28 protein-coding genes and 1 tRNA gene are annotated in these 24,533 nt (G+C 48.8%); 12 read left to right on the forward strand and 17 right to left on the reverse strand.

Features of this window, described 5'->3' with window-relative positions:
- Positions 1 to 2: 2 nt before the first annotated feature.
- The 6 genes from malQ to hisS all read right to left on the reverse strand — a co-directional run bounded on the left by malQ (position 3) and on the right by hisS (position 5,801).
- Positions 3 to 1,532 carry a 4-alpha-glucanotransferase gene (malQ, locus tag IPG80_RS17165; RefSeq protein ID WP_345109374.1) on the reverse strand — a complete coding sequence of 510 codons (1,530 nt, stop codon included), beginning with the start codon at positions 1,530 to 1,532 and terminating at the stop codon, positions 3 to 5.
- 15 nt (positions 1,533 to 1,547) lie between these two features.
- Complete coding sequence (locus IPG80_RS17170) at positions 1,548 to 2,969, reverse strand: glycogen/starch synthase (RefSeq protein ID WP_345109377.1); 1,422 nt, start codon at positions 2,967 to 2,969, stop codon at positions 1,548 to 1,550.
- Between the two features lie 23 nt (positions 2,970 to 2,992).
- Positions 2,993 to 3,796: a polyphosphate kinase 2 family protein gene (locus tag IPG80_RS17175; protein ID WP_345109380.1), complete on the reverse strand. Its 804-nt coding sequence runs from the start codon at positions 3,794 to 3,796 to the stop codon at positions 2,993 to 2,995.
- A gap of 140 nt (positions 3,797 to 3,936) precedes the next feature.
- Positions 3,937 to 4,008 (reverse strand) — tRNA-His (locus tag IPG80_RS17180).
- Positions 4,009 to 4,063: 55 nt separating this feature from the next.
- Positions 4,064 to 4,531 carry a GNAT family N-acetyltransferase gene (locus IPG80_RS17185; RefSeq protein WP_345109383.1) on the reverse strand — a complete coding sequence of 156 codons (468 nt, stop codon included), beginning with the start codon at positions 4,529 to 4,531 and terminating at the stop codon, positions 4,064 to 4,066.
- On the reverse strand, positions 4,524 to 5,801 hold the full coding sequence (gene hisS, locus IPG80_RS17190) for a histidine--tRNA ligase (protein WP_345109385.1): 1,278 nt from the start codon (positions 5,799 to 5,801) through the stop codon (positions 4,524 to 4,526). Before hisS ends, IPG80_RS17185 begins: the two co-directional genes overlap by 8 nt.
- A gap of 109 nt (positions 5,802 to 5,910) precedes the next feature.
- Here hisS and IPG80_RS17195 point away from each other — a divergent pair, with 109 nt between their 5' ends.
- Positions 5,911 to 6,711 carry a class I SAM-dependent methyltransferase gene (locus IPG80_RS17195; RefSeq protein WP_345109388.1) on the forward strand — a complete coding sequence of 267 codons (801 nt, stop codon included), beginning with the start codon at positions 5,911 to 5,913 and terminating at the stop codon, positions 6,709 to 6,711.
- Between the two features lie 79 nt (positions 6,712 to 6,790).
- Positions 6,791 to 7,420 (forward strand): PIG-L family deacetylase, encoded by a 630-nt coding sequence (locus IPG80_RS17200; protein ID WP_345109391.1) that lies wholly within the window; start codon positions 6,791 to 6,793, stop codon positions 7,418 to 7,420.
- A gap of 74 nt (positions 7,421 to 7,494) precedes the next feature.
- Here the strand turns inward: IPG80_RS17200 and IPG80_RS17205 are convergent, their stop codons facing one another.
- The 10 genes from IPG80_RS17205 to sufC all read right to left on the reverse strand — a co-directional run bounded on the left by IPG80_RS17205 (position 7,495) and on the right by sufC (position 15,735).
- Positions 7,495 to 8,373 carry a GNAT family N-acetyltransferase gene (locus IPG80_RS17205; RefSeq protein ID WP_345109394.1) on the reverse strand — a complete coding sequence of 293 codons (879 nt, stop codon included), beginning with the start codon at positions 8,371 to 8,373 and terminating at the stop codon, positions 7,495 to 7,497.
- 20 nt (positions 8,374 to 8,393) lie between these two features.
- Complete coding sequence (locus tag IPG80_RS17210; protein ID WP_345109397.1) at positions 8,394 to 8,762, reverse strand: response regulator; 369 nt, start codon at positions 8,760 to 8,762, stop codon at positions 8,394 to 8,396.
- Between the two features lie 101 nt (positions 8,763 to 8,863).
- Positions 8,864 to 9,211: a non-heme iron oxygenase ferredoxin subunit gene (locus IPG80_RS17215; protein ID WP_345109400.1), complete on the reverse strand. Its 348-nt coding sequence runs from the start codon at positions 9,209 to 9,211 to the stop codon at positions 8,864 to 8,866.
- A 14-nt stretch (positions 9,212 to 9,225) separates the two neighbouring features.
- Positions 9,226 to 9,642, reverse strand: a complete 417-nt coding sequence (locus IPG80_RS17220; RefSeq protein WP_345110159.1) for a GNAT family N-acetyltransferase — start codon at positions 9,640 to 9,642, stop codon at positions 9,226 to 9,228.
- 26 nt (positions 9,643 to 9,668) lie between these two features.
- The gene (gene sufU / locus IPG80_RS17225; protein ID WP_345109403.1) at positions 9,669 to 10,064 is read right to left on the reverse strand and encodes a Fe-S cluster assembly sulfur transfer protein SufU; all 396 of its coding nucleotides are present in this window, start codon (positions 10,062 to 10,064) and stop codon (positions 9,669 to 9,671) included.
- A gap of 92 nt (positions 10,065 to 10,156) precedes the next feature.
- Positions 10,157 to 11,383: a cysteine desulfurase gene (locus IPG80_RS17230; RefSeq protein WP_345109406.1), complete on the reverse strand. Its 1,227-nt coding sequence runs from the start codon at positions 11,381 to 11,383 to the stop codon at positions 10,157 to 10,159.
- Between the two features lie 38 nt (positions 11,384 to 11,421).
- Positions 11,422 to 12,036, reverse strand: a complete 615-nt coding sequence (locus IPG80_RS17235; protein ID WP_345109408.1) for a hypothetical protein — start codon at positions 12,034 to 12,036, stop codon at positions 11,422 to 11,424.
- A gap of 133 nt (positions 12,037 to 12,169) precedes the next feature.
- Positions 12,170 to 13,507, reverse strand: coding sequence for a Fe-S cluster assembly protein SufD (gene sufD / locus IPG80_RS17240; protein WP_345109410.1), 1,338 nt, complete (start codon positions 13,505 to 13,507; stop codon positions 12,170 to 12,172).
- Between the two features lies 1 nt (position 13,508).
- A complete protein-coding gene (gene sufB / locus IPG80_RS17245) occupies positions 13,509 to 14,933 on the reverse strand; it encodes a Fe-S cluster assembly protein SufB (protein WP_345109413.1) in 1,425 nt (474 codons plus the stop codon).
- Between the two features lie 31 nt (positions 14,934 to 14,964).
- The gene (sufC, locus tag IPG80_RS17250) at positions 14,965 to 15,735 is read right to left on the reverse strand and encodes a Fe-S cluster assembly ATPase SufC (protein WP_345109416.1); all 771 of its coding nucleotides are present in this window, start codon (positions 15,733 to 15,735) and stop codon (positions 14,965 to 14,967) included.
- Positions 15,736 to 15,915: 180 nt separating this feature from the next.
- Here sufC and IPG80_RS17255 point away from each other — a divergent pair, with 180 nt between their 5' ends.
- Together IPG80_RS17255 and IPG80_RS17260 are read left to right on the forward strand one after the other, a co-directional pair.
- A complete protein-coding gene (locus IPG80_RS17255) occupies positions 15,916 to 16,569 on the forward strand; it encodes an HAD family phosphatase (RefSeq protein ID WP_345109419.1) in 654 nt (217 codons plus the stop codon).
- Between the two features lie 12 nt (positions 16,570 to 16,581).
- Positions 16,582 to 17,109 carry a GNAT family N-acetyltransferase gene (locus IPG80_RS17260; RefSeq protein WP_345109422.1) on the forward strand — a complete coding sequence of 176 codons (528 nt, stop codon included), beginning with the start codon at positions 16,582 to 16,584 and terminating at the stop codon, positions 17,107 to 17,109.
- Positions 17,110 to 17,122: 13 nt separating this feature from the next.
- On the opposite strand, the gene IPG80_RS17265 is transcribed toward IPG80_RS17260, so the two are convergent.
- Complete coding sequence (locus IPG80_RS17265) at positions 17,123 to 17,926, reverse strand: tyrosine-protein phosphatase (RefSeq protein WP_345109424.1); 804 nt, start codon at positions 17,924 to 17,926, stop codon at positions 17,123 to 17,125.
- Positions 17,927 to 18,227: 301 nt separating this feature from the next.
- Between IPG80_RS17265 and IPG80_RS17270 the strand changes: the two genes are divergently transcribed.
- The 8 genes from IPG80_RS17270 to fdhD all read left to right on the forward strand — a co-directional run bounded on the left by IPG80_RS17270 (position 18,228) and on the right by fdhD (position 24,531).
- Complete coding sequence (locus IPG80_RS17270; RefSeq protein WP_345109427.1) at positions 18,228 to 18,698, forward strand: SAM-dependent methyltransferase; 471 nt, start codon at positions 18,228 to 18,230, stop codon at positions 18,696 to 18,698.
- 83 nt (positions 18,699 to 18,781) lie between these two features.
- Positions 18,782 to 19,549, forward strand: coding sequence for an intradiol ring-cleavage dioxygenase (locus tag IPG80_RS17275; protein WP_345109430.1), 768 nt, complete (start codon positions 18,782 to 18,784; stop codon positions 19,547 to 19,549).
- 136 nt (positions 19,550 to 19,685) lie between these two features.
- The gene (locus IPG80_RS17280) at positions 19,686 to 20,735 is read left to right on the forward strand and encodes a zinc-binding dehydrogenase (RefSeq protein ID WP_345109432.1); all 1,050 of its coding nucleotides are present in this window, start codon (positions 19,686 to 19,688) and stop codon (positions 20,733 to 20,735) included.
- A gap of 42 nt (positions 20,736 to 20,777) precedes the next feature.
- Positions 20,778 to 21,509 (forward strand): hypothetical protein, encoded by a 732-nt coding sequence (locus tag IPG80_RS17285; RefSeq protein ID WP_345109435.1) that lies wholly within the window; start codon positions 20,778 to 20,780, stop codon positions 21,507 to 21,509.
- Positions 21,506 to 21,763, forward strand: a complete 258-nt coding sequence (locus tag IPG80_RS17290) for a cytochrome b5 domain-containing protein (RefSeq protein WP_345109438.1) — start codon at positions 21,506 to 21,508, stop codon at positions 21,761 to 21,763. The genes IPG80_RS17285 and IPG80_RS17290 overlap by 4 nt, the downstream gene beginning before the upstream one ends.
- Positions 21,764 to 21,780: 17 nt before the next feature.
- Positions 21,781 to 23,499, forward strand: a complete 1,719-nt coding sequence (locus IPG80_RS17295; protein ID WP_345109441.1) for an alpha-glucosidase — start codon at positions 21,781 to 21,783, stop codon at positions 23,497 to 23,499.
- Positions 23,496 to 23,768 (forward strand): hypothetical protein, encoded by a 273-nt coding sequence (locus IPG80_RS17300; protein WP_345109444.1) that lies wholly within the window; start codon positions 23,496 to 23,498, stop codon positions 23,766 to 23,768. Before IPG80_RS17295 ends, IPG80_RS17300 begins: the two co-directional genes overlap by 4 nt.
- A complete protein-coding gene (gene fdhD / locus IPG80_RS17305) occupies positions 23,743 to 24,531 on the forward strand; it encodes a formate dehydrogenase accessory sulfurtransferase FdhD (RefSeq protein ID WP_345109447.1) in 789 nt (262 codons plus the stop codon). The genes IPG80_RS17300 and fdhD overlap by 26 nt, the downstream gene beginning before the upstream one ends.
- Positions 24,532 to 24,533 lie beyond the last annotated feature (2 nt).

Genomic DNA, 24,533 nt, shown 5'->3' on the forward strand with positions numbered 1-24,533 from the left:
TTTTATCTCAAAGTCATCCAGTTCAAGTCTCTGAGCCCGGCAGCGAGGTCTTCGCGGAAGTCATCCTCCGACATACGCCACTCCCAGTTGCCACCAAGTTTACTGGGGAAGTTCATGCGAGCTTCACCTCCCAAACTGAGGACATCTTGCATGGGGGCAATGGCAAAGACTGCCACCGATTTCCAGACTGCCCGAATAAGGTCCCAGGAAAAATGATGCCCATCTACACCAAGATAACGACGGGCAAAATCCTTCTCGGCTTCGGGCGCACTGACGTACCAACCTACAGCGGTATCGTTATCATGTGTACCAGTATAAGCAACGCAATTCGGGATGTAATTGTGCGGCAGGAAAGGATTATCAGGTCCTGAAAAGCCGAATTGTAAAACCTTCATGCCGGGCAGATCAAAGGCAGCCAACAATTCAATTACATCCGGTGTCACCAAGCCAAGATCTTCTGCTACGATAGGTAACCCTGTGCCGGGCACGATCACACCATTGCCCAAGTCTTCATCCACGGCGCGGAATAGGTCCTTACCAGGTCCAGGCACCCAGCGTCCATGTTCAGCTGTGGTATCGGTGGCAGGAATTTCGTAATACCCCGCAAAACCGCGAAAGTGGTCGAAGCGCAAAATATCCACTGTCTGCAAAACGGCGCGAATGCGGGAAAGCCACCAGGCGTAACCATCCTTTTTGTGGATCTTCCAATTGTAGAGCGGATTTCCCCACAATTGACCAGTGGTGGAGAAAATATCAGGCGGAACGCCAGCAACTACAGTTGGGTTGCCAGCCTCATCAAGGAAGAAGAGGTCGGGGTTCGCCCACACATCAGCAGAATCATAGGCGACAAAGATCGGAATATCACCCATGATCTGAATCCCGCGTTCGTTGGCATACTTGCGCAGCCTGCTCCACTGGCGGAAGAAAAGGAACTGATAGAAGGAATAGCGTTCGATCGATTCGCCCAATTCCTTTTTGGCTTTGTTAAGCGCGGCTTTTTTACGGGTACGCAAGGCGGCATCCCAGCCATTCCATGCACCGCCGCCATTGGCTTCCTTCAATGCCATAAAAAGCGAGAAGTCATCGAGCCAGAAAGCATTTTCGGCACAGAAATAACTGAAGGCATCGCGCAACTCTCCAGGATCGGATTGGAAGTGTTGGTAAGCCTTGAGCAAAAGGTCAAGCTTTTTAGGGATGACCAGCCCAAAGTCTACGCGTGAGGCAGGTAAATCTTTTAATGCATCCAAATCAGCTTGTGTCACCAAACCTTCGACAAGCAGGTCGTCGGGGCTAATAAGGTAGGGATTACCCGCGAATGCTGAAAAACATTGATAGGGGGAATCTCCGTAACCGGTGGGACCCAAAGGCAGGATCTGCCAGATCTTACAATGAGTAGATGCAAGCCAATCGATAAAGCGATATGCCTGTGGTCCAAGGTCGCCAATACCATATGGACCGGGTAGACTAGTGGGATGAAACAAAATACCAGAAGAACGCTTGAATGCCATGTTCACCTTGTAGTTTATGCTCACATGTGAGCGAATTTTTTATTTCACCAGTGACTGGTAAATTTTGAGATACTCCCTTGCAGACGCTTCCCAGGAAAAATCTTTTGCCATGCCATTGCGCTGTAAAGTTTCCCATTTTTCACGATCAGTGAGTGTTTTCATACCAGCTTTGATTGCGCTGACCAGAGACATGTGATGCATCTTTTCAAAAACGAATCCAGTCTCATTCGGCTTGACCGTGTCTTTCAAACCGCCTACCGAGCGTACAACTGGCACACAGCCATAGCGCATTGCGATCATCTGTGCAAGCCCGCATGGTTCATAACGAGAGGGCATGAGGATCATATCTGCACCCGCATAGATCTGGCGGGCAAGGTTCGCATCAAACTTTAGCTCTGCTTTTATCTTATCCGGGAAGAGGGTCTGCAATTCGCGAGCGGCTTCTTCAAGTTTCGGGTCGCCCGTCCCCAAGATGACCGCCTGAAAATTGATACGCTTCATGTTCTTGAGTGCTGTAAAAGCCAGATCGACGCCTTTTTGAACATCCATACGTGAGATGACTGCCAACAGCGGCACATTCGGGTCGCGAGCCAGTCCGAGCTTTTCTTGCAGCAATTCTTTATTCTCAGTGCGGCGGTTGAAAGTATCCAAACTGTAATTTACGCTTAACGCCTTGTCAACCGACGGGTCAAATGAGACCATATCAATACCGTTCAAAATTCCACTCAAGGATTCTTTACGCAGATTGAGGAAATCGTACAAGCCGCAGCCAAACTCTTCAGTGAGCACTTCGCCCGCATATCCCGGTGACACAGCGACGATCGCATCAGATGCCCACAAACCCAGCGGCAATGGCAGGACACGCGCCCACTCAGGCAGGTCGGTTTGCGCCAGCTTGACCCCATAACTTTCAAGGATAGCGCCTACATCCGCCCCCATAAATGGCAGGTTATGCAATGTGATGACACCTGCCACATGTTTTGCTCCAGCTTCCCAGCGCTTGGTCAGGTTCACATACAGGCTCAACGATGTATGCCAATCATTTGCATGAATAACATCCGGCTGCCAATTGATATGTTTGGGAAGTTCCATTGCCGCCATCGAAAAGAAGGCATATTTTTCAGAATCTTTGGCAGCATCCAACGAATAGACAGAACCGTTCGCTCGAATGGGCTCACCGCCGATAAAATAAACTGGCAAGCCATTCAACGTGGTCTCGAACGCCTCCACCCCAACCTCTGAGTCGCCGCGTGGAATGGAGAACAGATCCAACGGACGAAGGTTTTCCGCTTTCACCGCCGGGTGATATGGCAGCACTAGCCGCACATCCAATTTAATTTCGTCATTTGAAAGCGCGCGCAACTCACGCGGCAAAACCCCTGCAACATCGCCGAGCCCGCCAACCTTGATAAATGGGTCAGCTTCGGCGGCGAGAAAAAGCACATTGATCGTTTTAGACATGATCTGATTTTACTCCCAATGAGTTACTCGATCACAATCCCTGAAAGATCATCTTTGGGCTCGGGGTATTTCATGTTCAAATTCTCCAAAGTCTCCACTAAAATTTTTGAGATCACAAGATCGCGATACCACTTACGATTGGCGGGCACGATATACCACGGCGCATGTGTTGAGCTGGTCTTATTTAATACATCTTCATATGCGGCTTGATAGTCACCCCATAATTTACGCTCGTCCAAATCACCCAGGCTGAATTTCCAATGTTTGGTGGGGTCATCCAGGCGGGCTTGCAATCGTTCCTTTTGTTCGTCTTTACTGATATGCAGGAAGAATTTAAGGATGGTCGTACCGTTCTCCGCCAGGATCTTTTCAAAGGCATTAATCTGTTCATAGCGCTTTGACCAGACATTTTTATCTACATAGCCATGCACCCGCACAACCAGAACATCTTCATAATGACTGCGATTGAAGATCACAATCTCGCCGCTTGCGGGAGTTTGTTTGTGAATACGCCACAGGAAATCGTGCGCCAATTCTTCGCCGGTCGGCACTTTGAAACTCGCCACTTTCACACCTTGTGGGTTAACCCCATCGAACACACGGCGGATCGCGCCGTCCTTGCCGCCTGTATCCATGGCTTGCAGAACAACCAGCACTTTATGCCTGCCTTCTGCATAAAGCAATTCCTGCAATTCCTGCAATTTTTCATTCAACTTTGAGATCGCTTTAAGACCCTCTTCTTTTCCGCCCTTAAAATCACCGATATCCTGCGGGTCCCGTTCCGACAATTTGATCTTCTTTCCAGGCTCGACCAGATGCTTCTTCATGAGACCTCCGAGTTTTTATAAAAAACCCCCGAGCTTTTTGCCCAGAGGTTTTGTTTGGGAGTCTGATGGGCTTCGAACCCAATACCCCTCGATGGGGCAACTCCACAGATGTTCACCTCAAACACTTGAGGGTTTCAGTGGGAGCCTGATGGGTTTCGAACCCACAACATCTACAGCCACAGTGTAGCGCTCTGCCGTTGAGCTACAGGCTCCATGTTTGCCTGCTCCAATATTCTTTTGGAGAAGCGGGCAAAATTTTACCACAAATCACCGCAGGTTCAAGAGCGCCAACGCTTCTCCATCCACGATCTCCCCGGTCTCTACAAAACCATAGGAAGCATATAACTTGCGTGCGGTTTCATTTTCTGGTTCATAACTGATGGCGACCGCCGTTATACGAGGGTCACTGCGATATTTTTCGAGCATCCACTCCATACCAAATTTGCCGTACCCCTTGCCTTGACGTTTCTCATCCACCATCAGCCGCAAGATAAAACCCTGAAATCTGGAGAAACTATAGTTATACGACATCATCAAAAAGCCAACCGGCTTATCTTCTTCATAGATACCATAGGGTTCCATCGCCCAATACCCTTCGTCTGGGATATCTTCGCCAAATTGAGCTTCCGCGATCGAATAAAGATTAGTCGCCACAAAATGCTTCTGATCTTCCCGAACTTTCAGGGCGATCAGTTCCCGCCAGTTCTCTTTTGAGACAGGACGAATTTCAGGCATTTTTCAAAATACCCATAACAGAATCGACCAACGCTTCTTTTTTGACCTGAACCTGCTCGCCATTCGTAAGGTTTTTGATGACGACCAAGCCTTTCTCTGCTTCGTCGGGTCCGAGCACCAGCGCCACCTTGATCTTCATCTTGTCCGCAAATTTAAATTGTTTGGGCAATTTGTTCGGTTCCGGCGAAACCATCACATTCATGCCTGCCTGTCGCAGTTCAGCAGCCAGGGCAAAAGAACGCATCCACAACGTCTCGTCGAATACAGTCACCAATACCTGTGCAGGGCTAGGCTGAAATTCCGGCACCAACCCAGCTTCCTGTAGGATAAGTCCGATCACCACATCCCCCATTGCAAAGCCAACCCCCGAGAGCGGCTGTCCACCCACGTCGGCAAGTAGATTGTCATAACGCCCGCCGCCAAAAATGGCACGCTTTAAAGAGCCGCTGGTATCAAAGGCTTCAAAGACTGTGCCGGTGTAATACAACAGTCCGCGCATGATATTTGGGTCAAATTTTACATATTCCTTTACGCCCAGAGCTTCCAACGCAGCGAAAAGACGGGTCAGCTCGTCACTTTTCTTCCACAGTTCAAAATTACCGAGAATGTCTTTCAAACCATCGAGTTGAGTCTGGTTCAAGCCGAGGTCAAAGGCGTTCGCATCCCACTTCGCGGCTTCCATCTTGGTGCGGCGGTCAACGAGGTTCGAAACATCGAGGCGCTTTTCCACAGGAATGCCCAAGGCGTCGAATTCAGAATCCATCAAGCGGCGATTATTCACATAGATCAGAGCCCGCTCCGGGCTGAGTCCGACCGAGCGCAGGAAGGTCGCACCAACAGCGATCAACTCTGCATCCGCTTCAGGCGAGTTGACTCCAAGCATATCCACGTTCCATTGAAAAAACTCACGTGTACGCCCCTTTTGAGGCTGTTCATAGCGCCAGAACGGACCGAAGGACCACCAGCGCACCGGATAGGTTAGTTCGCCTTGTTTTGCCGCGATCATTCGTGCCAGACTGGGCGTCAATTCTGGGCGCAAGGTCACAAAATCGCCGCCACGGTCTTCAAATGTGAATGACTGTTTCTTCACCAACTCTTCGCCAGATTTTGCCGCATACAGGTCAATGGTCTCAATAAACGGTGCGTCCCATTCCTGGTAACCAAATGCCTGGGAAGCGGCGCACATCTTTCCATAGATAAAATTCCGCAGAGCCATTTGCTCCGGGTAAAATTCGCGAGTGCCTTTTACTGCTTGAATCTTGTTTGCCATGATCGCTCCAATGCGCAGATTTTATCATGGCTTTCCTGTCAAAATTCAGTCGGTGAATTTTGTTTTTATGTTTGGTATAATTCCCCTATTATTTTCAAGGAGAGAAAAAATGAAAATTGACTATCAGGAACCCAGCAAAGATTTACTGATGCGGATCGACATTCATGAAAAATATGGTTCAGCCAATATCGATATGTGGACCAATGAATTGCTGCAACCCAAGGCAGGCATGACCATTTTGGATGTGGGCTGCGGTGCGGGAAAACTGTGCTTCCTGTTCAATGATTACGTTAAAGGCGGAGCAAAAATCACCGGCGGTGACTTCTCCGAAGAACTGCTCGAGAAGGCGCGCGAAAAGAATAAAAAGACCGGCGCGAACATAGACTTTCAGTTCCTGGATTTCAACGAAAAATTCAAATTCGAAGACGGTTCGTTCGACCTCTGCACTTCGGCATTTGCGATCTACTACGCCTCAGACCTCGACTTTACCTTTGGTGAAGCTCACCGCGTGCTGAAACCTGGCGGACGGCTTTTCGTCTCCGGCCCACTGCCGGAAAACAAGCAGATGTTCTACGACATCATCAAAGAAGCCACCAATAAGCCCATTCCGCCCATGCCGGGTTCTTCCCGTTTCAAGGGTGATATCTTCAGCACCATTGATCGCATTTTTGCAAAGACCGAACTGCACAAATTTGAAAATCATCTTACCTTCCCTGAAGTTGCACCATTCATTGACTACGTCCGTGCATCACTCGGTGAAGATCGCCGTTTATGGACCTCCATGTTCAACGGAAAAGATGAATACGAAGCCCTGATCGGCAAGATCGAAGAGGTTGCCAAGAAGTGGTTTGACCGCGACGGCAAACTGGTGATGACCAAGGTCATCGGCGGAATTCTGGCGACAAAATAAAACTGACGATAGACAATGAATCATAGACGATGAAAAAAACCGTCTGTGGTCTATCGTCCACCGTCCACCATCTAAATTTATGAACTTCTTCGGCAAACGAGTCCTATTCCTCGGCGCACACCCGGACGATATTGAGATCGGGTGCGGTGCTTTGATACACAATATCGTCAATAAAACTGAGATCTTGTGCGTAACCCTTTCAGACAACCAGAAAAACCCTGATCTGCAAAAGGTCAAAAACGAACACATCAACTCCATGAAGGTGCTGGGCGTTCCTGAAGAAAAGATCAACTTCGGTCCATTCACTACACGTGTCTTTCCGGATGCCCGGCAGGATATTCTTGAATACTTCCTCAAACTCCGCAAGGAATTCAAGCCCGACCTGATCTTCACGCACTCGAAGCAGGATGTTCACCAGGATCACAATACGATGACGGATGAGGCGCTGCGTGCCTTTCGTGGGATCACGGTGCTGGGCTTTGACGTGGTGCGCTCTTCGTATGGGTTCTTTCCCAATTTTTTGGTAGAAGTCACTGAAATAAATGTAAACAAGAAGATCGAAGCGCTGGCGCAGTATGCCACCTACCAAGACCGTTACTACTTCAATGCCGAGTTGACCCGCTCGATTATGGTCCGGCATGGAGCATTGGCAGAACGACCGTTTGCGGAAGGATTCGATATTTTGAGGATCGTTGGAAAGTTCGAATAACTTGAAGTTCAAAGCTCTGCATGCTGGAGACTGGTAAATAAAAAAGGCTGCTCCAAAATTGGAACAGCCTTTTTTTATTTGGCAACAAGAGATTTGGGCGGGTCACCGCGCCACATTTCTATACGGCGAAAGGCTTCAACGTATCCCATTTTATAAAAGCCAGGCAAATGTGGATCGTTAGCCTGAATATTCTCAATATGCGTATCAAGGCGTGGATATTGATGATGTAAATGCGAAAGAAACGCGTATGCCATTTCAGCCGGATCGCCGACCTCAGTCTTATAGATGAAATGTGTCAGCATGAATTTTTGGCGTTGATAGACCAGCCAGCCACTGCTCCCATTTGGCAATGTCAGATATAACCCCGAAATATCCTGTGCATGGCTCATGGACTCAGATTGATTGGTCCAGGGTTGGGTGCCGCGGTCATAGCCAACCAGGTCCAGCGCCTCATATCGCTCCAGCCTGCGTGCGTCTGCTATTACAGGCTCCATAATTGTTTTGGACGGTGAACGCCGCAAGATCAACAGTTCACCCACTTCATAAAAACCAAGTTTCAAGAATAATTGATGCGCTGGCGTATTGTTTTTGATCACTTCCAGCATATTGAAATTGATGCCAAGCTGCTCAGACCGGTCAAGTAAACTGTGCATCAACGCCTCGCCGACACCACCCCGCCGTGTCGATGGGATCACCCCAAGGCGCGTGATCCAGGTACGGTCAGCGCGTATGCCCAGCATAGCCACACCGCGCAACTCCCCATTCTCAGACGCAACAAATGAGTGATCCAGGTCCACATCATAAGCAGCCACATATTCGGCAAGCCTGGATGCGTTCATTGGCATGGGAATCAAATAATCCACACGGGTCTGGTTGTAGATCGTCGTTAATTCATCGATCGTAAAACGACTGGACGGTATCAGTACGATCTTATTATTTGATAAAGATGGCATTCTCTAAACCAGTAAAGAAATCATTTTCCAAGATACAATTCGATCTGAGCAATAAAGTCATTCACCTTGATGATCGGTTTTCCGATAAAGCCATTACAGCCATAACTCTCAGCCATGGGTTTGGCTGTGTCGGAGGGCCAAGCTGTGAATGCAATGATAGGGAGTTTTTCAAAGAAGGGGTCTTCCCGCAACTGACCTGCAAGGGTCAAGCCATCATAGTCTGGCAGCCCCAGATCGAGCAAGATCAGGTCAGGGTGGGTCTCCAGCGCAAGCTGATAACCCGCCTCGGCACTTAATGCGTGGACGACCTCATACCCACGCGAACTGAGTATTTTTCGAGCAAGTTCTGCATTATCGGGCATATCTTCAACGATTAGAATTCTAGTCATAGATCACCTGCTGACAAAGGGCAGTCGGATGTTATCACGCTGAACAGATAATACCATTTTAAATAAACAACCCCCGCAAACTCGCGAGGGTTGAATTGAAATCATTCTTTAGGGAGTCCGATAAAGATCGCGCCTTCACGTACCACCACCGGATATGCTGGAATATCCACCACGGCGGGCATTTGTACAGCCTGCCCGGTACGAACGTCGAATTCCGCTCCATGCCTGGGGCATACAACATTGAAGCCTTCCAGTAAGCCATCCCCAAGTGGACCTTCATCGTGAGTGCAAACGTCACCAATGGCAAAGAACTGACCGGCAATATTGAAAATGACCACAGGCTTATCGCCAAGATCTACAAAGAGACGTTCGCCGTTCGGCAATTCCGAGGCGGGGGCGATCTCTAAAAATTCCACTTTCGTTTCATCGTAAGTTGTGTAATTGAACATAAAGGCTATCCGTTTCAGATATTCAGGTTTTTTGAAGTATTGAAAGAATACATATGAACTTCTTCGCGCAACACCCATCCTTGTTTTTGCCAAAACGACTCGCCAGCATGATTGGTCGCTTGAACAAAAAGATGAGTTTTATACAGCCCGAGTTTTTGCAAGGCATCCAGACATGCCTTATACAGATTCGTACCGATCCCAAGTTTTCTAAACTCAGATTTCACAACCAGATGTTGAAGGTAGCCGCGGCGACCATCGTGCCCGGACATGACACATCCAACAATATTCCCATTAGCAACAGCTACAAAACTTAAGCCGGGGTTTCTTTGTAAATAAATTTCGGTTGCTTCACGAGAATCCGCTTCACGGACGGATATCCCGGGCGTTTCCTGGAACATCGCGATGATATTGCCATAATCCTCTATTATCATTTCACGGATCTGGTACGACACGCGACTCACTCCACCAAGTCATCACCCGCTTCGCCCAAACCGTATACTCCCGCTTTCAAAACCTTGAGTGAGAGCAAGGCACACTTCAGGCGGACGGGTCCAAGGTCAATACCAAGCATATCGAGGATATCCTGTTTATTGAGCTTCTTCACTTCTTCCAACGGTTTACCAATGATGGTTTCCATCAGCAGGTCTGCTGACGCTTGCGAAATAGCACAACCATGCCCGTCAAACCGCGCTTCAGTCACTTTCCCATCGGCATCCACGCGCAGGTCGATCTGAATGTGATCACCGCACAGGGGATTGTTATCTGCAAAAGAGATATCATGCGGGTCTAGTTTGCCGCGGTAGGAAGGGTTCTTGTAGTGCTCGATAATTACTTCACGATACAGATCATCCATATGTATAGTTCCATGGTTCGATGGTCAAGGGATCACTGGGGCGGGCAATAAACAACTGTTTACCCAAATAAATTCCAGACCACCTAAATAATTTATCCAAACAATTCTTTTACTTTATACAACCCATTCACAAGCATATCCACTTCTTCTTTTGTGCTATACAAATAGAATGAAGCGCGGCTGGTGGCGGGAATGCCAAACTTCTCATGCAATGGCTGGGCACAATGATGACCAGCACGGACTGCAACGCCGTCCTGATCCAGTATTTGCGCCACATCGTGCGGATGTATACCTTCCAATGTAAAAGCTGCCACACCGCCCTTTTTATCCGCTGCAGGACCGAACAACTTCACGCCGGGAATCTCTTCGAGCCTTTCCAGCGCATATTCCGTGATCGCATGCTCGTGCTCGGCAATTTCTTTCATACCCACTTTGGTAAGGTAATCCACAGCTGCTCCAAAACCGATCGCTTCCGCGATGGCAGGTGTTCCTGCCTCGAACTTGTGCGGCAGGGTATTCGCACGGAAGGAACGAAGCTTCACTTCCTTGATCATGTCACCGCCGCCAAGAAATGGAGGCATGGCTTCAAGCAAGGAAGATTTTCCATACAACGCGCCGATACCTGTTGGACCGCACATTTTGTGCGCTGAGAAGGCATAGAAATCTGCATCCAATGCTTGCATATCAACAGAGAGATGCGGGACGGATTGAGCACCATCCACCAACACAACCGCACCAACTGCATGAGCCAGCTTGATGATCTCAGCCGCCGGGTTGATCGTGCCCAAAACATTGGACATGTGCGTAAACGAGACCAGTTTCGGGGTCCGATCAAGAAGCGTTTTATAAACATCCAGATCCAGCAGACCTTCTTCGGTCACTGGAATGAATTCCAATTCGATCCCTCGCTCGGCTTGAAGCATATGCCAGGGGACGAGATTGCTATGATGTTCCATCTCCGTCAAAATGACAAGATCGCCCGCTTTCAAATTCGCTCGCGCCCAGGAGTAAGCGATCAGATTGATCGACTCAGTCGTGTTCCGGGTGTAGATGATCTCACGAGAAGAAGCTGCATTGATAAATCTGGCAATACGCTCCCGTGCGCCTTCATACATCGCCGTAGCTTCCTCGGCAAGTGTATGTACACCACGGTGAATGTTCGCGTTCGAACGACGATAATACTCGTTCATCGCTTCGATCACTTGTACAGGCTTTTGCGAAGTGGCGGTTGAATCAAGATAAACAATGCGAGCACCACTATTCGTCTCGCGTTGAAGAATAGGAAAATCCTTGCGTATTTCGTTTATGTTGAGTGTCATAGGATGAAAAGAGGGCGGGAGATCACCCGCCCATCAGACTAATAATCAGGAATGATATCCTTTTTGAACAGCGGCTTCTTGCCAGTCGTTACAGGGCGGATATGCTCCGAGTTCAACGGATACCAAAGGATACGGTCGGGAACCATCCAGCCGTCGGTGAGAAATACATTCGAACGAAACTGCACCGCGACCATCTTGTTATCCACCTGCACCACAATACCCTTGATCCACCCGCGCACACGCTCACGTCCCTTTTCGTGGTCGCAAAACACTTCCACTGTATCGCCCACTTCAAAGGCATACTCAGGGCGCGGCGCCTTCATGAACTTGAACAAATTAGCATTGGCAACCCCAACACTCGCTGAGCTTTTTCGCATCACGGGTTTAACCGGCTGGCGGATCTGACTCGCAAGGTTCACCGTCCGGGTTACTTCAACCGGAGCCTCGGCTGGTTTGGTCTTTTTGCGCTCGGCATGCAAAGCGTTTTTTGCGACCGGCTTGGCATTCTTGGAAATCGCTTTTACTTTTGACGCTGAGCTTGAAGATGTCTTACGAGTAGTGCTGACCTTCAACGCCCCTTTCTTAACCGTCGCTTTTATTTTCACCGCCGCCTTCACTTTCGATTTTGGTTTGATCTTAGACTTGACTGCCATAATCCACTTCCTGACTCACAAAAATTGAGACGCCCTCCGCCTCATCCTTAAGGGATGCCTGATCCAACACACCAGGCAGAAACCTACTCTGAAGACCTGATGGATCCCTAAAAAAACCACCAGGTCTTATAAATTACGCCAACAACTTATTTTGAATGGATTGTTGAAAACGCTCACGCACGCCTTCGAATGGGATGCGCTGCATGATCGGGTCGAAAAAGCCTTCAACCACCAAACGCTCAGCTTCCTTTTGAGGGATGCCGCGAGATTTGAGGTAAAACAGGGGTTCCTGTTCAAGTTTACCAACGGTCGCACCGTGTGTACAGCGCACATCATCGGCGAGGATCTCAAGACCGGGAATCGAGTCGGCGCGCGCCTGATCATCGAGAACAAGGTTACGGTTAGCTTGGTAACCATCGGTCTTCTGTGCCCCAGGGGCAACATAGATCATGCCCTGCCAAACCGAGCGGCTCTTTCCTTTGAGAGCACCTTTGAACAAAAGGTCACTGGTGCAGTGTGGGGCAAGATGATTCTGCTGAGTGTCATGGTCAAGATGTTGAGTTCCATCGGTAAAGTAGAAACCAGACATGCGCCCTTGAGCTCCGTCACCTGCCAGATCGAGATCAGAGAAGTTTTTGGTCAGGCGTGAACCCACGGCACCGAAGATCCAGTCCAGGTTGCCGCCGCGATCCACACGGGCACGTTCATGGGAAAAGTTCCAAACATGGCGACCCCAGGATTGCAATTCCACGAAACGCAGGTTGGCATCTTTACCAACATAAATTTCGACAATTCCCGCATGCATGGCGTGCCCTGCTTCATCAGGTGAGGCAGCTTCATGAACATAGGTCACAGACGCGCCATCTTCCACATACACGATGAGGTGCGAAAAGTGAGCCAGAGCAGACCCTGGTCCCCACAATACGGAGTGAAGCGGTTGTTCCACTTGTACACCTTTGGGTACATAAAGCAAAACACCGTTTTCAGACATAGCCGAAGCCAACGCAGCGAATTTGCCGTCTTCCGGCTTGACGATCTGACCGATCAATTTTTTGAGCAAATCAGCATGGTTCTTCTCAGCAGTACGGAAGTCGGTGAAGACCACTCCTTTTTTGGCAAGGGTTTCATCCAGGTCCACTTTCGAACCGCCAGGGAGAAGAGTGATCTGTCCGCCGTGCTGCTCGCCGGTCAATGGTTTAAGTAATTCATCGGGCACAACTGGCAGGTCTTCAAATGCGCCTGCTTTGGGGAGTTTGAAATCAGAAACGGGCAACAGGCGCAGGTCGGTGCGACGCCACGCCTCGTCTGTGGCGACGGGGAGAGAAAGTTTCTGGAATGAATTCCAGGCGTCGGCTCGGAATGAGGCGAGTCCGTTTGTTGAAGAGACATCTGCCTGAGTAAAGCTAAATTCCCTTGCAGCAACATCGGCGCGTCGTCCTCTTGATACGGTTACTTTTGGTTTCTCTTGCATGTTAGCCGATCGATCCTTCCATTTGTAACTGGATGAGTCGATTCATTTCGACTGCGTATTCCATGGGGAGTTCTTTGACAAGCGGTTCAATGAAGCCGGAGACGACCATGGTGGTCGCTTCTTCTTCACTTAATCCGCGAGACATGAGGTAGAAGAGCTGTTCTTCGCCCACCTTGCTGACGGAAGCTTCGTGACCGATGGTCACATCGTCTTCGTCGATCTCAATGGTGGGGTATGTATCGGAGCGTGATTTGGGGTCAAGCAAAAGTGCGTCGCAAACCACGTTGGATTTGACGCCCTTGGAACCTTTATATACCTTGACCATACCGCGATAGGAAGCGCGTCCGCCGCTCTTACTGATGGATTTGGACACGATCTTGCTGGTGGTGTTAGGCGCAAAGTGCATCATTTTTGAGCCGGCATCTTGAGTCTGCCCGGGTCCCGCAAATGCCATGGAAAGCATTTCGCCATGAGCGCCGGGTTCCATCAAATAGCAGGATGGGTATTTCATGGTCAACTTGGAGCCAAGGTTTGCATCCACCCATTCGTGGGAAGCGTTGGCAAAGACCTGGGCGCGCTGAGTCACAAGGTTGAAGACATTAGTAGACCAATTTTGAATGGTGGAGTAACGCGAGCGAGCGCCCTTCTTGACGACGATCTCGATCACACCGCTGTGAAAAGAGTTGGTGGTGTATTGCGGAGCAGTACAACCTTCCACATAATGCACAGAAGCGCCTTCATCCACGATGATAAGGGTGCGCTCAAACTGACCCACATTGGCTGTGTTCAAGCGAAAATATGCCTGTAAGGGCAGATCTACTTTGACGCCCTTGGGTACATACACGAAGGAGCCACCAGACCAAACAGCAGAATTCAATGCTGCAAATTTATTATCTTCGATCGGAATAACGGTACCGAAATATTCCTTGAACAGGTCGGGGTATTGCTTGAGACCATCTTCAATGGAAAGGAATACAACGCCTTGTTTTTCAAGATGCTCCAAAATGGAGTGATATACCATTTCGGATTCGTACTGGGCGCCAACGCCAGCTAAAAACTTTTGCTCAGCTTCAGGGATACCCAGCTTATTGAACGTATTCTTAATGTCATCGGGGACGTTATCCCAGCTCTTTTCGCTCTTCTCGGTCGGCTTGACGTAATAAAAAATATTGTCGAAGTCGATCTCATCCAGAGTGGGTCCCCAACTCGGCATGGGGCGATTGATGTAATGCTCATATGCCTTGAGGCGAAAATCAAGCATCCACTGGGGTTCGTTCTTCATGCGCGAGATATTTTCGACAACTGCACGGCTCAACCCGCGTTCGGATTTGAAGACGTAGTTATCATCACGGTCATGAAAGCCGTACTTATATTCACCGATCTCCTCAAGGAGCTTGGTGTCGTCAGGTTTTGTTTCTTCAGCCATTTTAAATCTCCGGATCGCTCAACTGCCAACGTTATGCAGGCTCTTCGTATTTCTCGCGCACCCAGTCGTAGCCTTGTTCTTCAAGGTGCAGCGCCAGGTCAGGTCCACCCGATTCAACGATGCGCCCATCCAACATGATATGGACAAAATTGGGCTTGATGTAATTCAACAGGCGCTGATAATGTGTAATGACCAACACTCCAAGTTCGGGACCCGAAAGAGCGTTGACGCCTTCGGACACAATGCGAAGCGCATCAATATCCAAACCGGAATCGGTTTCATCCAAAACAGCGAACTTCGGTTTTAGAGTTGCCATCTGCAAGATCTCGGCGCGTTTCTTCTCACCGCCAGAGAAGCCATCGTTCAAATAACGACCTGCAAAGGTATGATCCATTTTGAGGGTGTCCATCTTTTCCTTCAACATCTTGCGGAATTCAGGGATGGGCATGCCTTTATCTTCGGGGTTCTCAGCGCGACGGCGGGAATTGATCGCAGTCCGCAGGAAATTTGCCACGGTCACACCGGGGATGGCGACTGGGTATTGGAATGCAAGGAAAATTCCCAAGCGAGAGCGTTCGTCAGGCTCCAGCTCAAGAACATTTTGTCCATCAACGAGCACTTCCCCACCAGTCACGGTGTAATTGGGATGCCCCATCAATGTGTACGCCAAAGTGGACTTTCCCGTACCGTTCGGTCCCATGATGGCATGAATTTCACCCTGTTTAATGGTCAGAGTTAACCCTTTGAGGATCTCTTTATCCTCAATGCTGACATGTAAATCCTTGATCTCAAGCTGCGACATTCATTTACTCCTGCGAAAATTAAGCCATTACTGGCGTTTTTACTGTTCGAAGCGGTATTATAGCAAACTTGCCGGGATTTGTCAATATTTATGATATTTTTCTAGTTTATTAATATTGCGGAAAAGATAGATATACATCGGCAAGACAGCCTTAATTTGTACGTGTATAATCCCGCCCCGATGAATTCCTTACCTTTTGAACTTGCCATCTTTGATTGCGACGGTGTTTTGGTAGATAGTGAGCCGCTTGCAAACCGGGTTTTCGTTCAGATCGTCCGTGAACACGGTTTTAATTTGGATGAACCCACCTACCTGCGAAAATTTTCCGGTATCACCCTGCCTGATCGCATCAGTGCCATTGCAGAGGAATTGAATTGGACTCCGCCTAAAAACTTTTTGAGCGTTTTTAATGAGCGCTTAATCGCCATAACCGAAAAAGAGTTGCGGGTTGTTGAGGGAATTTACGAATTACTTGAAAGCTTGCGTGTCCCCCTCTGCGTCGCCTCGAACGGAACGCGCGATGAGATCGATCTGCGCTTGAGACTCTCAAAACTTGCTCCATTCTTCGGCGAAGCCATCTTTAGTGGAATGGAAGTGCCCAACCCCAAACCAGCACCAGATGTTTACCTCGCAGCTGCACTTGCATTTGGAGTTCCACCTTCACGGTGTATCGTCATCGAAGATAGCATTCCGGGTGTCACTGCCGGGGTTCGGGCTGGCATGCGCGTTTATGGACACGCTGCACTAACACCGGTTAAAAAGCTGGAAGCGGCGGGCGCAATCCCATTTATGACGATGATGGAACTAAAAAACGTTCTTCTAAATAAGCAATAGCACACCAGCTTCATGCGCAAGATCATTGCCAAAACTCCGCGAATCATCTTAAGACCTTTCGCACTTCGAGACGCGGCTGGGTTTTATGAACTCAACTCAGACCCTGAAGTGCTGCTGTACACTGGAGACAAGTCCTTCGCTTCGATCCTTGAAGCAAGAAACTTTATTCGCGACTACAAACATTACGAACAATTCGGCTACGGCAGATGGTCCGTCTTTCTTGCAAGCACAGAAGAGTTTATGGGGTTTTGCGGATTAAACTTCTCGCAATTACGGCGGGAAGTAGATCTGGGCTTTCGGTTTCACCGGAAGTTTTGGGGGCAGGGCTTTGCCACCGAAGCCGGGTTCGCCGCACTTCGAGTGGGCTTCTCAACATTCCAGATCGAAAAAATCGTTGGGCGGGCAAGCTCCAAAAACCTGGCATCTCTACGGGTTTTGGAAAAACTTGGAATGACTTTTGAAAAGAAAATAGAGGAATCCGGGGAACACTGGATCCAAATGTCCATTTATCGCGATGATTTTGGGATGTTTTATGAATAATCCACTGTTAAAATTATTCCAGATAAAAGTTCTTCATTTGCTCAATATTTTTATCAGTTAACTTCAATCCATTGCGAACATAATTCTCAAATGATCCGTGCTCACGCTCCAGCGCAAGGAATGCGGCAGACAGGTAGCGTTCGTCAGCTTTCATAAACCCATGAATACCTTCGACGAACTTCCTTCCTTTCACGATGCGCGCCATGAAAAACTCCCATTTATATGCATTCAATAAATAATTATTGGTAAGCAAATAATCCTGCATGATCGTTTCCCAATCAACACCAAGGATTTTCAAAATGGTTGCCGCTGCAAATCCAGTACGGTCTTTACCCGCAGCACAATGAAACAACATCGGACGCCCATTGTGTGCAAGAAGTTCACGATGAAACAGAATGTATTCAGGGGTGAATTTCGTCGCCAACTCGACATTTGTCTTGACCATATATTTGGCAGGGTCGAGATTCCTCATATTCTTGACCATTTCTTCCCGTGCTTCATGCCAGACCTTCGTGCTGGCATCCTCCATTGGAAGTTTCAATAACTTCACATCTGTAGGCAGCCTGTCAGGCTCACGCTCCACTTCGTGTTTGGCCCGAAAATCAATGATGACGCTCAAATTCAGCGAAGTTAATAATTTGATATCTGTATTCGTTAATTTATGCAAACTATCTGATCGATACAAATGACCCCAGCGAACCGACCTGCCATCCCTGGTTCGATACCCACCCAGATCACGAAAGTTCTTCACGCCAGAAAAAGGCAGAGAACGCACGTGATTTTTTCCCATCAGCAACACATCCACGTCTTCTTTCATAACTTTTATCTCTCCTTTCCAAAAAGCATCGTCATTATATCGGTGGAGTTGAGTGAAACATATTAACAAAAGATTATTCTCCATCTAACATTCGCTTAAAATCGTATAATTTGCACATGGCATAGTACATCGCCTACCTTGCTTACGGGATGTGAAAATCTACATCCGAATCAGAAACGTGATCCTCGCCTCACCCCAACGAGACAGCGTTGCTCTCGAATATGTTTATCGAGAAACTGATCAAAGCTCCCGCCTCCACCCGGAACAGGAATACCATTTACAAAATATCCGAGAAGCACAAATGAAATCCCAAATCACACTTACTCCCATTGCATCTGTACAAAATTCACGCGTTGAAGTTGAGGACGATAACTGGGGCGATGTTATATCCATTCTTGTATTGGATCCATCCCTGCCAGAAGACGCCCTGCTGGGAATCGAAAGTTTCTCGCATGCAGAGATCATCTTTTATTTTCACCTTGTGTCCGACTCCAAGATCGAAACTGGCGCACGCCATCCGCGCAACAACCCGGACTGGCCCAAAGTAGGGATTCTCAGCCAGCGGGGCAAGAACAGGCCCAATAGGCTGGGCGCAACCATCGTCAAGATATTGAAGCGCGAAGGGCGACATCTCCATGTACAGGGTTTGGATGCGGTCAATGGGACGCCCATTTTCGATATCAAACCAGTCTTGAGAGAATTTCTTCCAAATGAAGATGTGCGCCAGCCACAATGGGCAACCGAGCTTATGAAAAACTATTGGAAGAAATAATGCTCACTAAATAAACATAATTTCTTCATGTGCCTATTAAATCTAAACTTTACACTAAGTTAACTTTATACAGGAGAAACTTAATGGATAACGACGATAAATCAATTGGCACGATCCTCAGCCGCAGGGATGCTTTAAGAGTTTTGGGGCTCGGCAGTGCAGCAACACTACTGGCAGCTTGCGCACCTGAAGTTATGGAAACCTTGAACCCTACTTTAATGCCGTCTACCATTGCTTCGCCCGCCGTGACATCAACGCTCGCGGCAGTGGGCATGCCCGTTCCTGCCTGCGTGGTGCGCCCGGAAATGACCGAGGGACCGTACTTTGTAGATGAGATGCTCAATCGTTCAGATATTCGTAACGACCCGTCTACTGGAGCTCTTTCTGAAGGAGCGCCACTTGAGCTGACTTTCAATGTGTCGCAAATCAGCGTAAATGGATGTCTTGCCCTTGAAGGCGCACAAGTGGATATCTGGCATTGCGATGCATTCGGCGTTTATTCTGATGTAGAGAATGCCGTTGGCACAAAGTTCCTGCGCGGATATCAAACTACAGACACAAACGGACAGGTAAAATTCACCACCATCTATCCGGGTTGGTATCCGGGTCGGGCTGTGCATATTCATTTCAAGATCCGCATCCATGGATACGACTTTACCTCGCAAGTCTTTTTTGATGACGCCTTCACCGATCAAGTTTATTCACAGGAACCCTACGCCAGTCGCGGCGAACGCAATATCCGCAATGATCGGGATGGCATCTATACCCATGGCGGAGAACAACTCCTGCTTTCCGCTACTCAAACAGAAATTGGCTATGCTGCCGTATTCGATATAGGCATGCAGATCTAAAAGGAATTCGATCGCAGTATTCCACCTCAGATAAACATGGACAAATTTTTCTGAATGAAAATCTCCCGGTGCATCCGGGAGATTTTCATTTCCCTTGTATAATCACGAACCAAACCAACTCAAATCAGGAGGCAGTATGAAAGCTGTCCGCTTTATCGGCATTAACCAGCCATTGCAACAACAAGATATCCCTGTGCCCGAGATCGGGGATCGCGATATTTTAGTGAAGGTCAAAGCTGCCGGAGTCTGTCATTCTGATGCACACTACCGTGCCGGGATATCTCCCGTCCGACCTGTGCCGCTTACCCTTGGGCATGAAGTGGCAGGTGTGGTTGAAAAGATCGGGTCTCAGGTTGGGAATGTAAAAGTCGGCGACCGGGTAGCACTGCACTACAACCTCACCTGTGGTGATTGTTATCACTGCTCAACAGGCAATGACCAGTTTTGCGAAAACGTTCTTATGATCGGGCATTTCACAAACGGCGGTTATGCGGAATATATTGCCGTGCCTGCCCGCAACGCCATCCCTCTGCCCGATGAAATTCCATTTGAACAAGGCGCAACGCTCATGTGCGCCAGTGCCACCGCGTTTCATGCACTCCGTAAGAGTCGCATTCAAGGCGGGGAAACAGTGGCAATTTTCGGCGCGGGAGGACTCGGCCAGTCTGCCATTCAACTGGCAAAAGCCTTCGGTGCGATCGAGGTCTATGCCGTGGATATCAATGAAGACAAGCTGGACCTTGCCAGACAGCACGGTGCGATTCCGGTCAACGCAAAAAAAGTCGATCCTGTGTCAGAGATTAAACGTCTGACCAAAAACAAGGGCGTGAACGTTGCCATCGAAATGATCGGTTTACCGCAAACAATGAAACAGGCTCTGCAAGTCGCCGGTGTGATGGCGCGGGTAGTCATCGTTGGGCTTTCGAACAAGTCGATCGAGATCCAAACTTACACCGAATTGCTTGGCAATGAGGTCGAACTCATCGGTTCAAACGACCATCACCTGCAAGAATTACCCCTGCTGGTTGATCTGGCACGTCGCAAGATCCTGGACACATCACATATTGTCACTCGAACCATCCCATTAGATGCAGATGCGATCAACTCCGCACTGGATGACCTGGAACAATTTGGCGGCGATGTTCGCACCGTGATCGTCCCCGCTTCAAACCAAGCCGACGCCTGACCCGCAAGAAAAGATATAATCTCACCTGAAGGCTCTCCTCCCATGACAAATCCAACTCCTGTAATAAAAATCAACCCCAAACGCACGCTCATTTTTCTCATGTCGCTGGTCGCCGCACTGATCGGTATGAGCATTTGGGGACAACACATGCGCTTCTTCGGCGTTGCAGACATCCGTGGCACATGGCATGAATTTCTGATCGACCTGATGATGACCGCGTTCTACATGGATCTGGAAGGCAATATTCCGACGTACATAAACGCGCTGTTGCTGTTCATTCCAGCACTTTTGCTGGCATTCATCGGAGCATGGAAAAACATCGTCAAAGATAAATTCCGCTTTCAATGGAATGCACTCGCCCTGGTCTTCTTCATGCTCTCAGTCGATGAAGTTTCAGTGATCCACGAACGCTTCATCAAGCCTATGCGTGCCATCTTCGGCGCAGAGAGTTTTTTCTATTTTGCCTGGATCATCCCCGGCATGATCGCCGTGACACTGTTCGGGTTGACCTTTCTCATGTTCTTCCTACACCTGGACAAAAAATTCAAATGGCTCTTCTTTCTTTCGCTGGGTGTTTACATCGGGGGCGTGATCGGCGGAGAAATGGTCAGTGGCTATTTCGCCGCAAATCTGGGACTAAAGAATTACACCTACGCTGTTGTCGCCAGTATCGAAGAATCGATCGAAATGTTCGGCTGCACATTCATTGTTTATTCCCTGCTCGAATATATCAGACACTACCTGCCCGATGGCATTACCTTCAATCCATCATGATCCCCGATAAGTTGATCTCTTTGTCTGAACTAAAACGTAATACTGGCGAGCGCGGCTCGCGCATGTGGATAGCGCATGATGGCATTGTCTATGATGTGACCGAATGCCCAAAATGGCGGTTGGGCTTGCATGAATTTCTACACTTCCCCGGTCAGGACCTGACCAACGAGATGCAAGATGCACCGCACATGGAAGAAGTCTTCAAGCACGATTGTGTCAAAGTTATCGGCAGGCTTGAACCCCAAACTAATTAACGCAGAGGTAACTGCTCATGGCAAAACTTAAATGGTGGCAAACCGCGGTTTTTTATCAGATCTACCCACGCTCTTTCGCAGACGGAAACGATGACGGCATCGGTGATTTCAAGGGAATCACCGAAAAATTAGATTACCTCGTCAACCTGGGAATTGATGCGATCTGGCTTTCACCGCACTTCCCCTCCCCAAACTGGGATTGCGGATACGACATCTCCGACTACACCAACGTTGCACCAGAATATGGCACCCTTGAAGACTTTAAAACCTTCCTAAACGAATCGCATAAACGTAACATCCACGTCATTCTTGACCTTGTTTTAAATCACACATCCGACGAGCATCCGTGGTTTCTTGAGTCGAAATCCAGCCGAGACAACCCCAAAGCAGATTGGTACGTCTGGGTCGATACTCCGCCAAACAACTGGCAATCCTGCTTCGATGGCGATGCCTGGACCTACGTCCCAGAACGAGGTCAGTATTACTACCATTACTTCATGAAGCAACAGCCGGATCTAAACTGGCATAACCCTGAAGTAAAACAAGCCATGTGGGATGCTGTCCGCTTTTGGCTTGACCTCGGGGTCGATGGTTACCGCCTGGATGCCATTGGCACCATTTTTGAAGACCCGAACCTAACCCCGCATGAAGTTCCCATGACTCTCGCCGAGTTGCGTCGCTTCACTGAGCTCGCTGAGACCGCCGAAGACAAACAACTTGCAGAAAAACACTGGAAGTCCATGTTCAAAAATCAATTTGGGCAGGCAGGCTTGCACGAATTGATGAAGGAACTGCGTTCCATCATAGACGAATATGAAGGCGACCGGATGCTCGTTGGTGAAGACGAAAATATTGACTACATGGGCAACGGCAACGATGAATTGCACCTGGTCTTTAACTTCCCGCTTGCAGACACAAATCGCATCACCCCGGAGCACATCCGCCGCAATCAGGTAGAGCGCCTTTCCCGCCTCAGTCAACTTCCCATGGGTGGCTGGGCTTGCAACACGCTCAGCAATCATGACCGTTCGCGCATTTATACAAATTACGGAGATAAACACCACGACGCTGAGCTTGCACGCCTCAATGCGGCTCTCTCGCTCACATTACTCGGGACTCCCTTCCTTTACAACGGCGAAGAGATTGGTATGACCGATTATCTTCTCCCGCATATTTCACAGGTTAAAGACACGATGGGCTCATGGTATTACCATACTATCGTCACTGAAATGGGTGTGGATCCCGAAGAAGCCATGTTCCGCACCGCGGAAATGACCCGAGACAAGAACCGCACACCCATGCACTGGTCAAACAAACCCAATGCCGGTTTCTCACCAGACGGAGTGACCACCTGGCTGCCCATCAACCCGAATTATAAGGATGGGATCAATGTTCGCGAGCAGGAACTAAACCCAGACTCGCTTTTGAATTATTACAAACACCTCCTCAAGGTCCGCAGAGAAACAGCAGCATTGATCGAAGGAAAATACCTGCCTCTTCATGAGACGTCGCAGGAGTATTTTGCATTCCTCAGAAGCTCTGAGAATCAGCGGGTGCTGATCGTTTTGAACTATTCTGAAAAACGATTGAATTTGGATTTTAGCGACACGAGCGAGATCTCTGGCAGGAAGCTGCACACCCTTTTCTCCAGCGGAGTCCGTTCACGTGTGGATCACACTCCAAATAAATTGACCATCGCCCCATTTGAAGTCTTCATTGCGGAAGTAAAACCATGAGCGATGAAACGAGAAAGCCAAAAGCATTTGCCACCTTGTGCGGGCGCATCTTCCGCGAGACAGACCCGCAATACTTCCCCTCTGCCATGCATCGCGGCAAGAATATCCGCTTGTGTACAGATGCCTGCCTGGGTGCTTTTCTCGCCGACCCCGATATTTTCTGCAAAGTCCATCGCAACTCAGACAAAACCGCCGCACGCATGAAAGCAGAGATCGAACACCTTATTGGTTTATGGAGTACGTATGATCCCACCCCGAAAAGCGATTGAGTATGAACGTTATGAATTTAAAAAATGGGAACACTTCACTGCCGAGACCATCGTTGAAACGCCAGTATCGCTAACCGTCAACGGACAAGTTTGGATCTCATTCATGTGTACACCCATCCATCTGGATGAGTTGGCGCTGGGATTTTTATACAACGAAGGAGTTATCCAAAGCATGGAAGAGGTCGCAGATGCGCGCCTCTGCGAACATGGCGATAATATGGATATCTGGCTAAACCATTCAGTGGAGCAGCCGACAAATTGGCGCAGAACATCCGGCTGCACTGGCGGTATGACGGCTGTTGACCTGCTGGCGAAGCCAAATGTTAATTTCGCCGAGGACAATTTCAAGATCCAGCCCGAAGCGGTGATGGAGATGGTGGACAAGCTATTCGAGTCGCAAGAGCTTTATCGGGATACAGGCGGGGTTCATACATCCGCATTGAGTGATGGTGAGAAAATTGTCTTCGCGGCAGATGACATTGGAAGACACAACACGCTCGATAAACTTGCAGGAATGTGCCTGATGCAAAATACATGGCCCAAGAATAGACTGTTGATCACCACCGGGCGAATCAGTTCAGAGATGCTTCAAAAAGCGGCGCAGTTGAATGCACCGATCTTGATCTCACGCACCTCCCCATCGTCACTTTCAATTGAGATGGCGCAAAGATATGGCATCACTCTGATCGGGTATGCAAGGAAGCACCGCTTCAATGTTTACTCGAACGGTGAGCGAATAGGATTGGAAAAGAAGGTCGAGTGACC

Origin of the sequence: Candidatus Villigracilis vicinus (genome assembly GCF_016702885.1) — a bacterium.
Classification (GTDB): domain Bacteria; phylum Chloroflexota; class Anaerolineae; order Anaerolineales; family Villigracilaceae; genus Villigracilis; species Villigracilis vicinus.

Bases quoted from the DNA above. Each gene is read 5' to 3' on its own strand.
- IPG80_RS17170 (WP_345109377.1), bottom strand. From the start codon at position 2,969: ATGTCTAAAACGATCAATGTGCTTTTTCTCGCCGCCGAAGCTGACCCA.
- IPG80_RS17175 (WP_345109380.1), bottom strand. From the start codon at position 3,796: ATGAAGAAGCATCTGGTCGAGCCTGGAAAGAAGATCAAATTGTCGGAA.
- IPG80_RS17185 (WP_345109383.1), bottom strand. From the start codon at position 4,531: ATGCCTGAAATTCGTCCTGTCTCAAAAGAGAACTGGCGGGAACTGATC.
- hisS (WP_345109385.1), bottom strand. From the start codon at position 5,801: ATGGCAAACAAGATTCAAGCAGTAAAAGGCACTCGCGAATTTTACCCG.
- IPG80_RS17195 (WP_345109388.1), top strand. From the start codon at position 5,911: ATGAAAATTGACTATCAGGAACCCAGCAAAGATTTACTGATGCGGATC.
- IPG80_RS17200 (WP_345109391.1), top strand. From the start codon at position 6,791: ATGAACTTCTTCGGCAAACGAGTCCTATTCCTCGGCGCACACCCGGAC.
- IPG80_RS17205 (WP_345109394.1), bottom strand. From the start codon at position 8,373: ATGCCATCTTTATCAAATAATAAGATCGTACTGATACCGTCCAGTCGT.
- IPG80_RS17210 (WP_345109397.1), bottom strand. From the start codon at position 8,762: ATGACTAGAATTCTAATCGTTGAAGATATGCCCGATAATGCAGAACTT.
- IPG80_RS17215 (WP_345109400.1), bottom strand. From the start codon at position 9,211: ATGTTCAATTACACAACTTACGATGAAACGAAAGTGGAATTTTTAGAG.
- IPG80_RS17220 (WP_345110159.1), bottom strand. From the start codon at position 9,642: ATGATAATAGAGGATTATGGCAATATCATCGCGATGTTCCAGGAAACG.
- sufU (WP_345109403.1), bottom strand. From the start codon at position 10,064: ATGGATGATCTGTATCGTGAAGTAATTATCGAGCACTACAAGAACCCT.
- IPG80_RS17230 (WP_345109406.1), bottom strand. From the start codon at position 11,383: ATGACACTCAACATAAACGAAATACGCAAGGATTTTCCTATTCTTCAA.
- IPG80_RS17235 (WP_345109408.1), bottom strand. From the start codon at position 12,036: ATGGCAGTCAAGTCTAAGATCAAACCAAAATCGAAAGTGAAGGCGGCG.
- sufD (WP_345109410.1), bottom strand. From the start codon at position 13,507: ATGCAAGAGAAACCAAAAGTAACCGTATCAAGAGGACGACGCGCCGAT.
- sufB (WP_345109413.1), bottom strand. From the start codon at position 14,933: ATGGCTGAAGAAACAAAACCTGACGACACCAAGCTCCTTGAGGAGATC.
- sufC (WP_345109416.1), bottom strand. From the start codon at position 15,735: ATGTCGCAGCTTGAGATCAAGGATTTACATGTCAGCATTGAGGATAAA.
- IPG80_RS17255 (WP_345109419.1), top strand. From the start codon at position 15,916: ATGAATTCCTTACCTTTTGAACTTGCCATCTTTGATTGCGACGGTGTT.
- IPG80_RS17260 (WP_345109422.1), top strand. From the start codon at position 16,582: ATGCGCAAGATCATTGCCAAAACTCCGCGAATCATCTTAAGACCTTTC.
- IPG80_RS17265 (WP_345109424.1), bottom strand. From the start codon at position 17,926: ATGAAAGAAGACGTGGATGTGTTGCTGATGGGAAAAAATCACGTGCGT.
- IPG80_RS17270 (WP_345109427.1), top strand. From the start codon at position 18,228: ATGAAATCCCAAATCACACTTACTCCCATTGCATCTGTACAAAATTCA.
- IPG80_RS17275 (WP_345109430.1), top strand. From the start codon at position 18,782: ATGGATAACGACGATAAATCAATTGGCACGATCCTCAGCCGCAGGGAT.
- IPG80_RS17280 (WP_345109432.1), top strand. From the start codon at position 19,686: ATGAAAGCTGTCCGCTTTATCGGCATTAACCAGCCATTGCAACAACAA.
- IPG80_RS17285 (WP_345109435.1), top strand. From the start codon at position 20,778: ATGACAAATCCAACTCCTGTAATAAAAATCAACCCCAAACGCACGCTC.
- IPG80_RS17290 (WP_345109438.1), top strand. From the start codon at position 21,506: ATGATCCCCGATAAGTTGATCTCTTTGTCTGAACTAAAACGTAATACT.
- IPG80_RS17295 (WP_345109441.1), top strand. From the start codon at position 21,781: ATGGCAAAACTTAAATGGTGGCAAACCGCGGTTTTTTATCAGATCTAC.
- IPG80_RS17300 (WP_345109444.1), top strand. From the start codon at position 23,496: ATGAGCGATGAAACGAGAAAGCCAAAAGCATTTGCCACCTTGTGCGGG.
- fdhD (WP_345109447.1), top strand. From the start codon at position 23,743: ATGATCCCACCCCGAAAAGCGATTGAGTATGAACGTTATGAATTTAAA.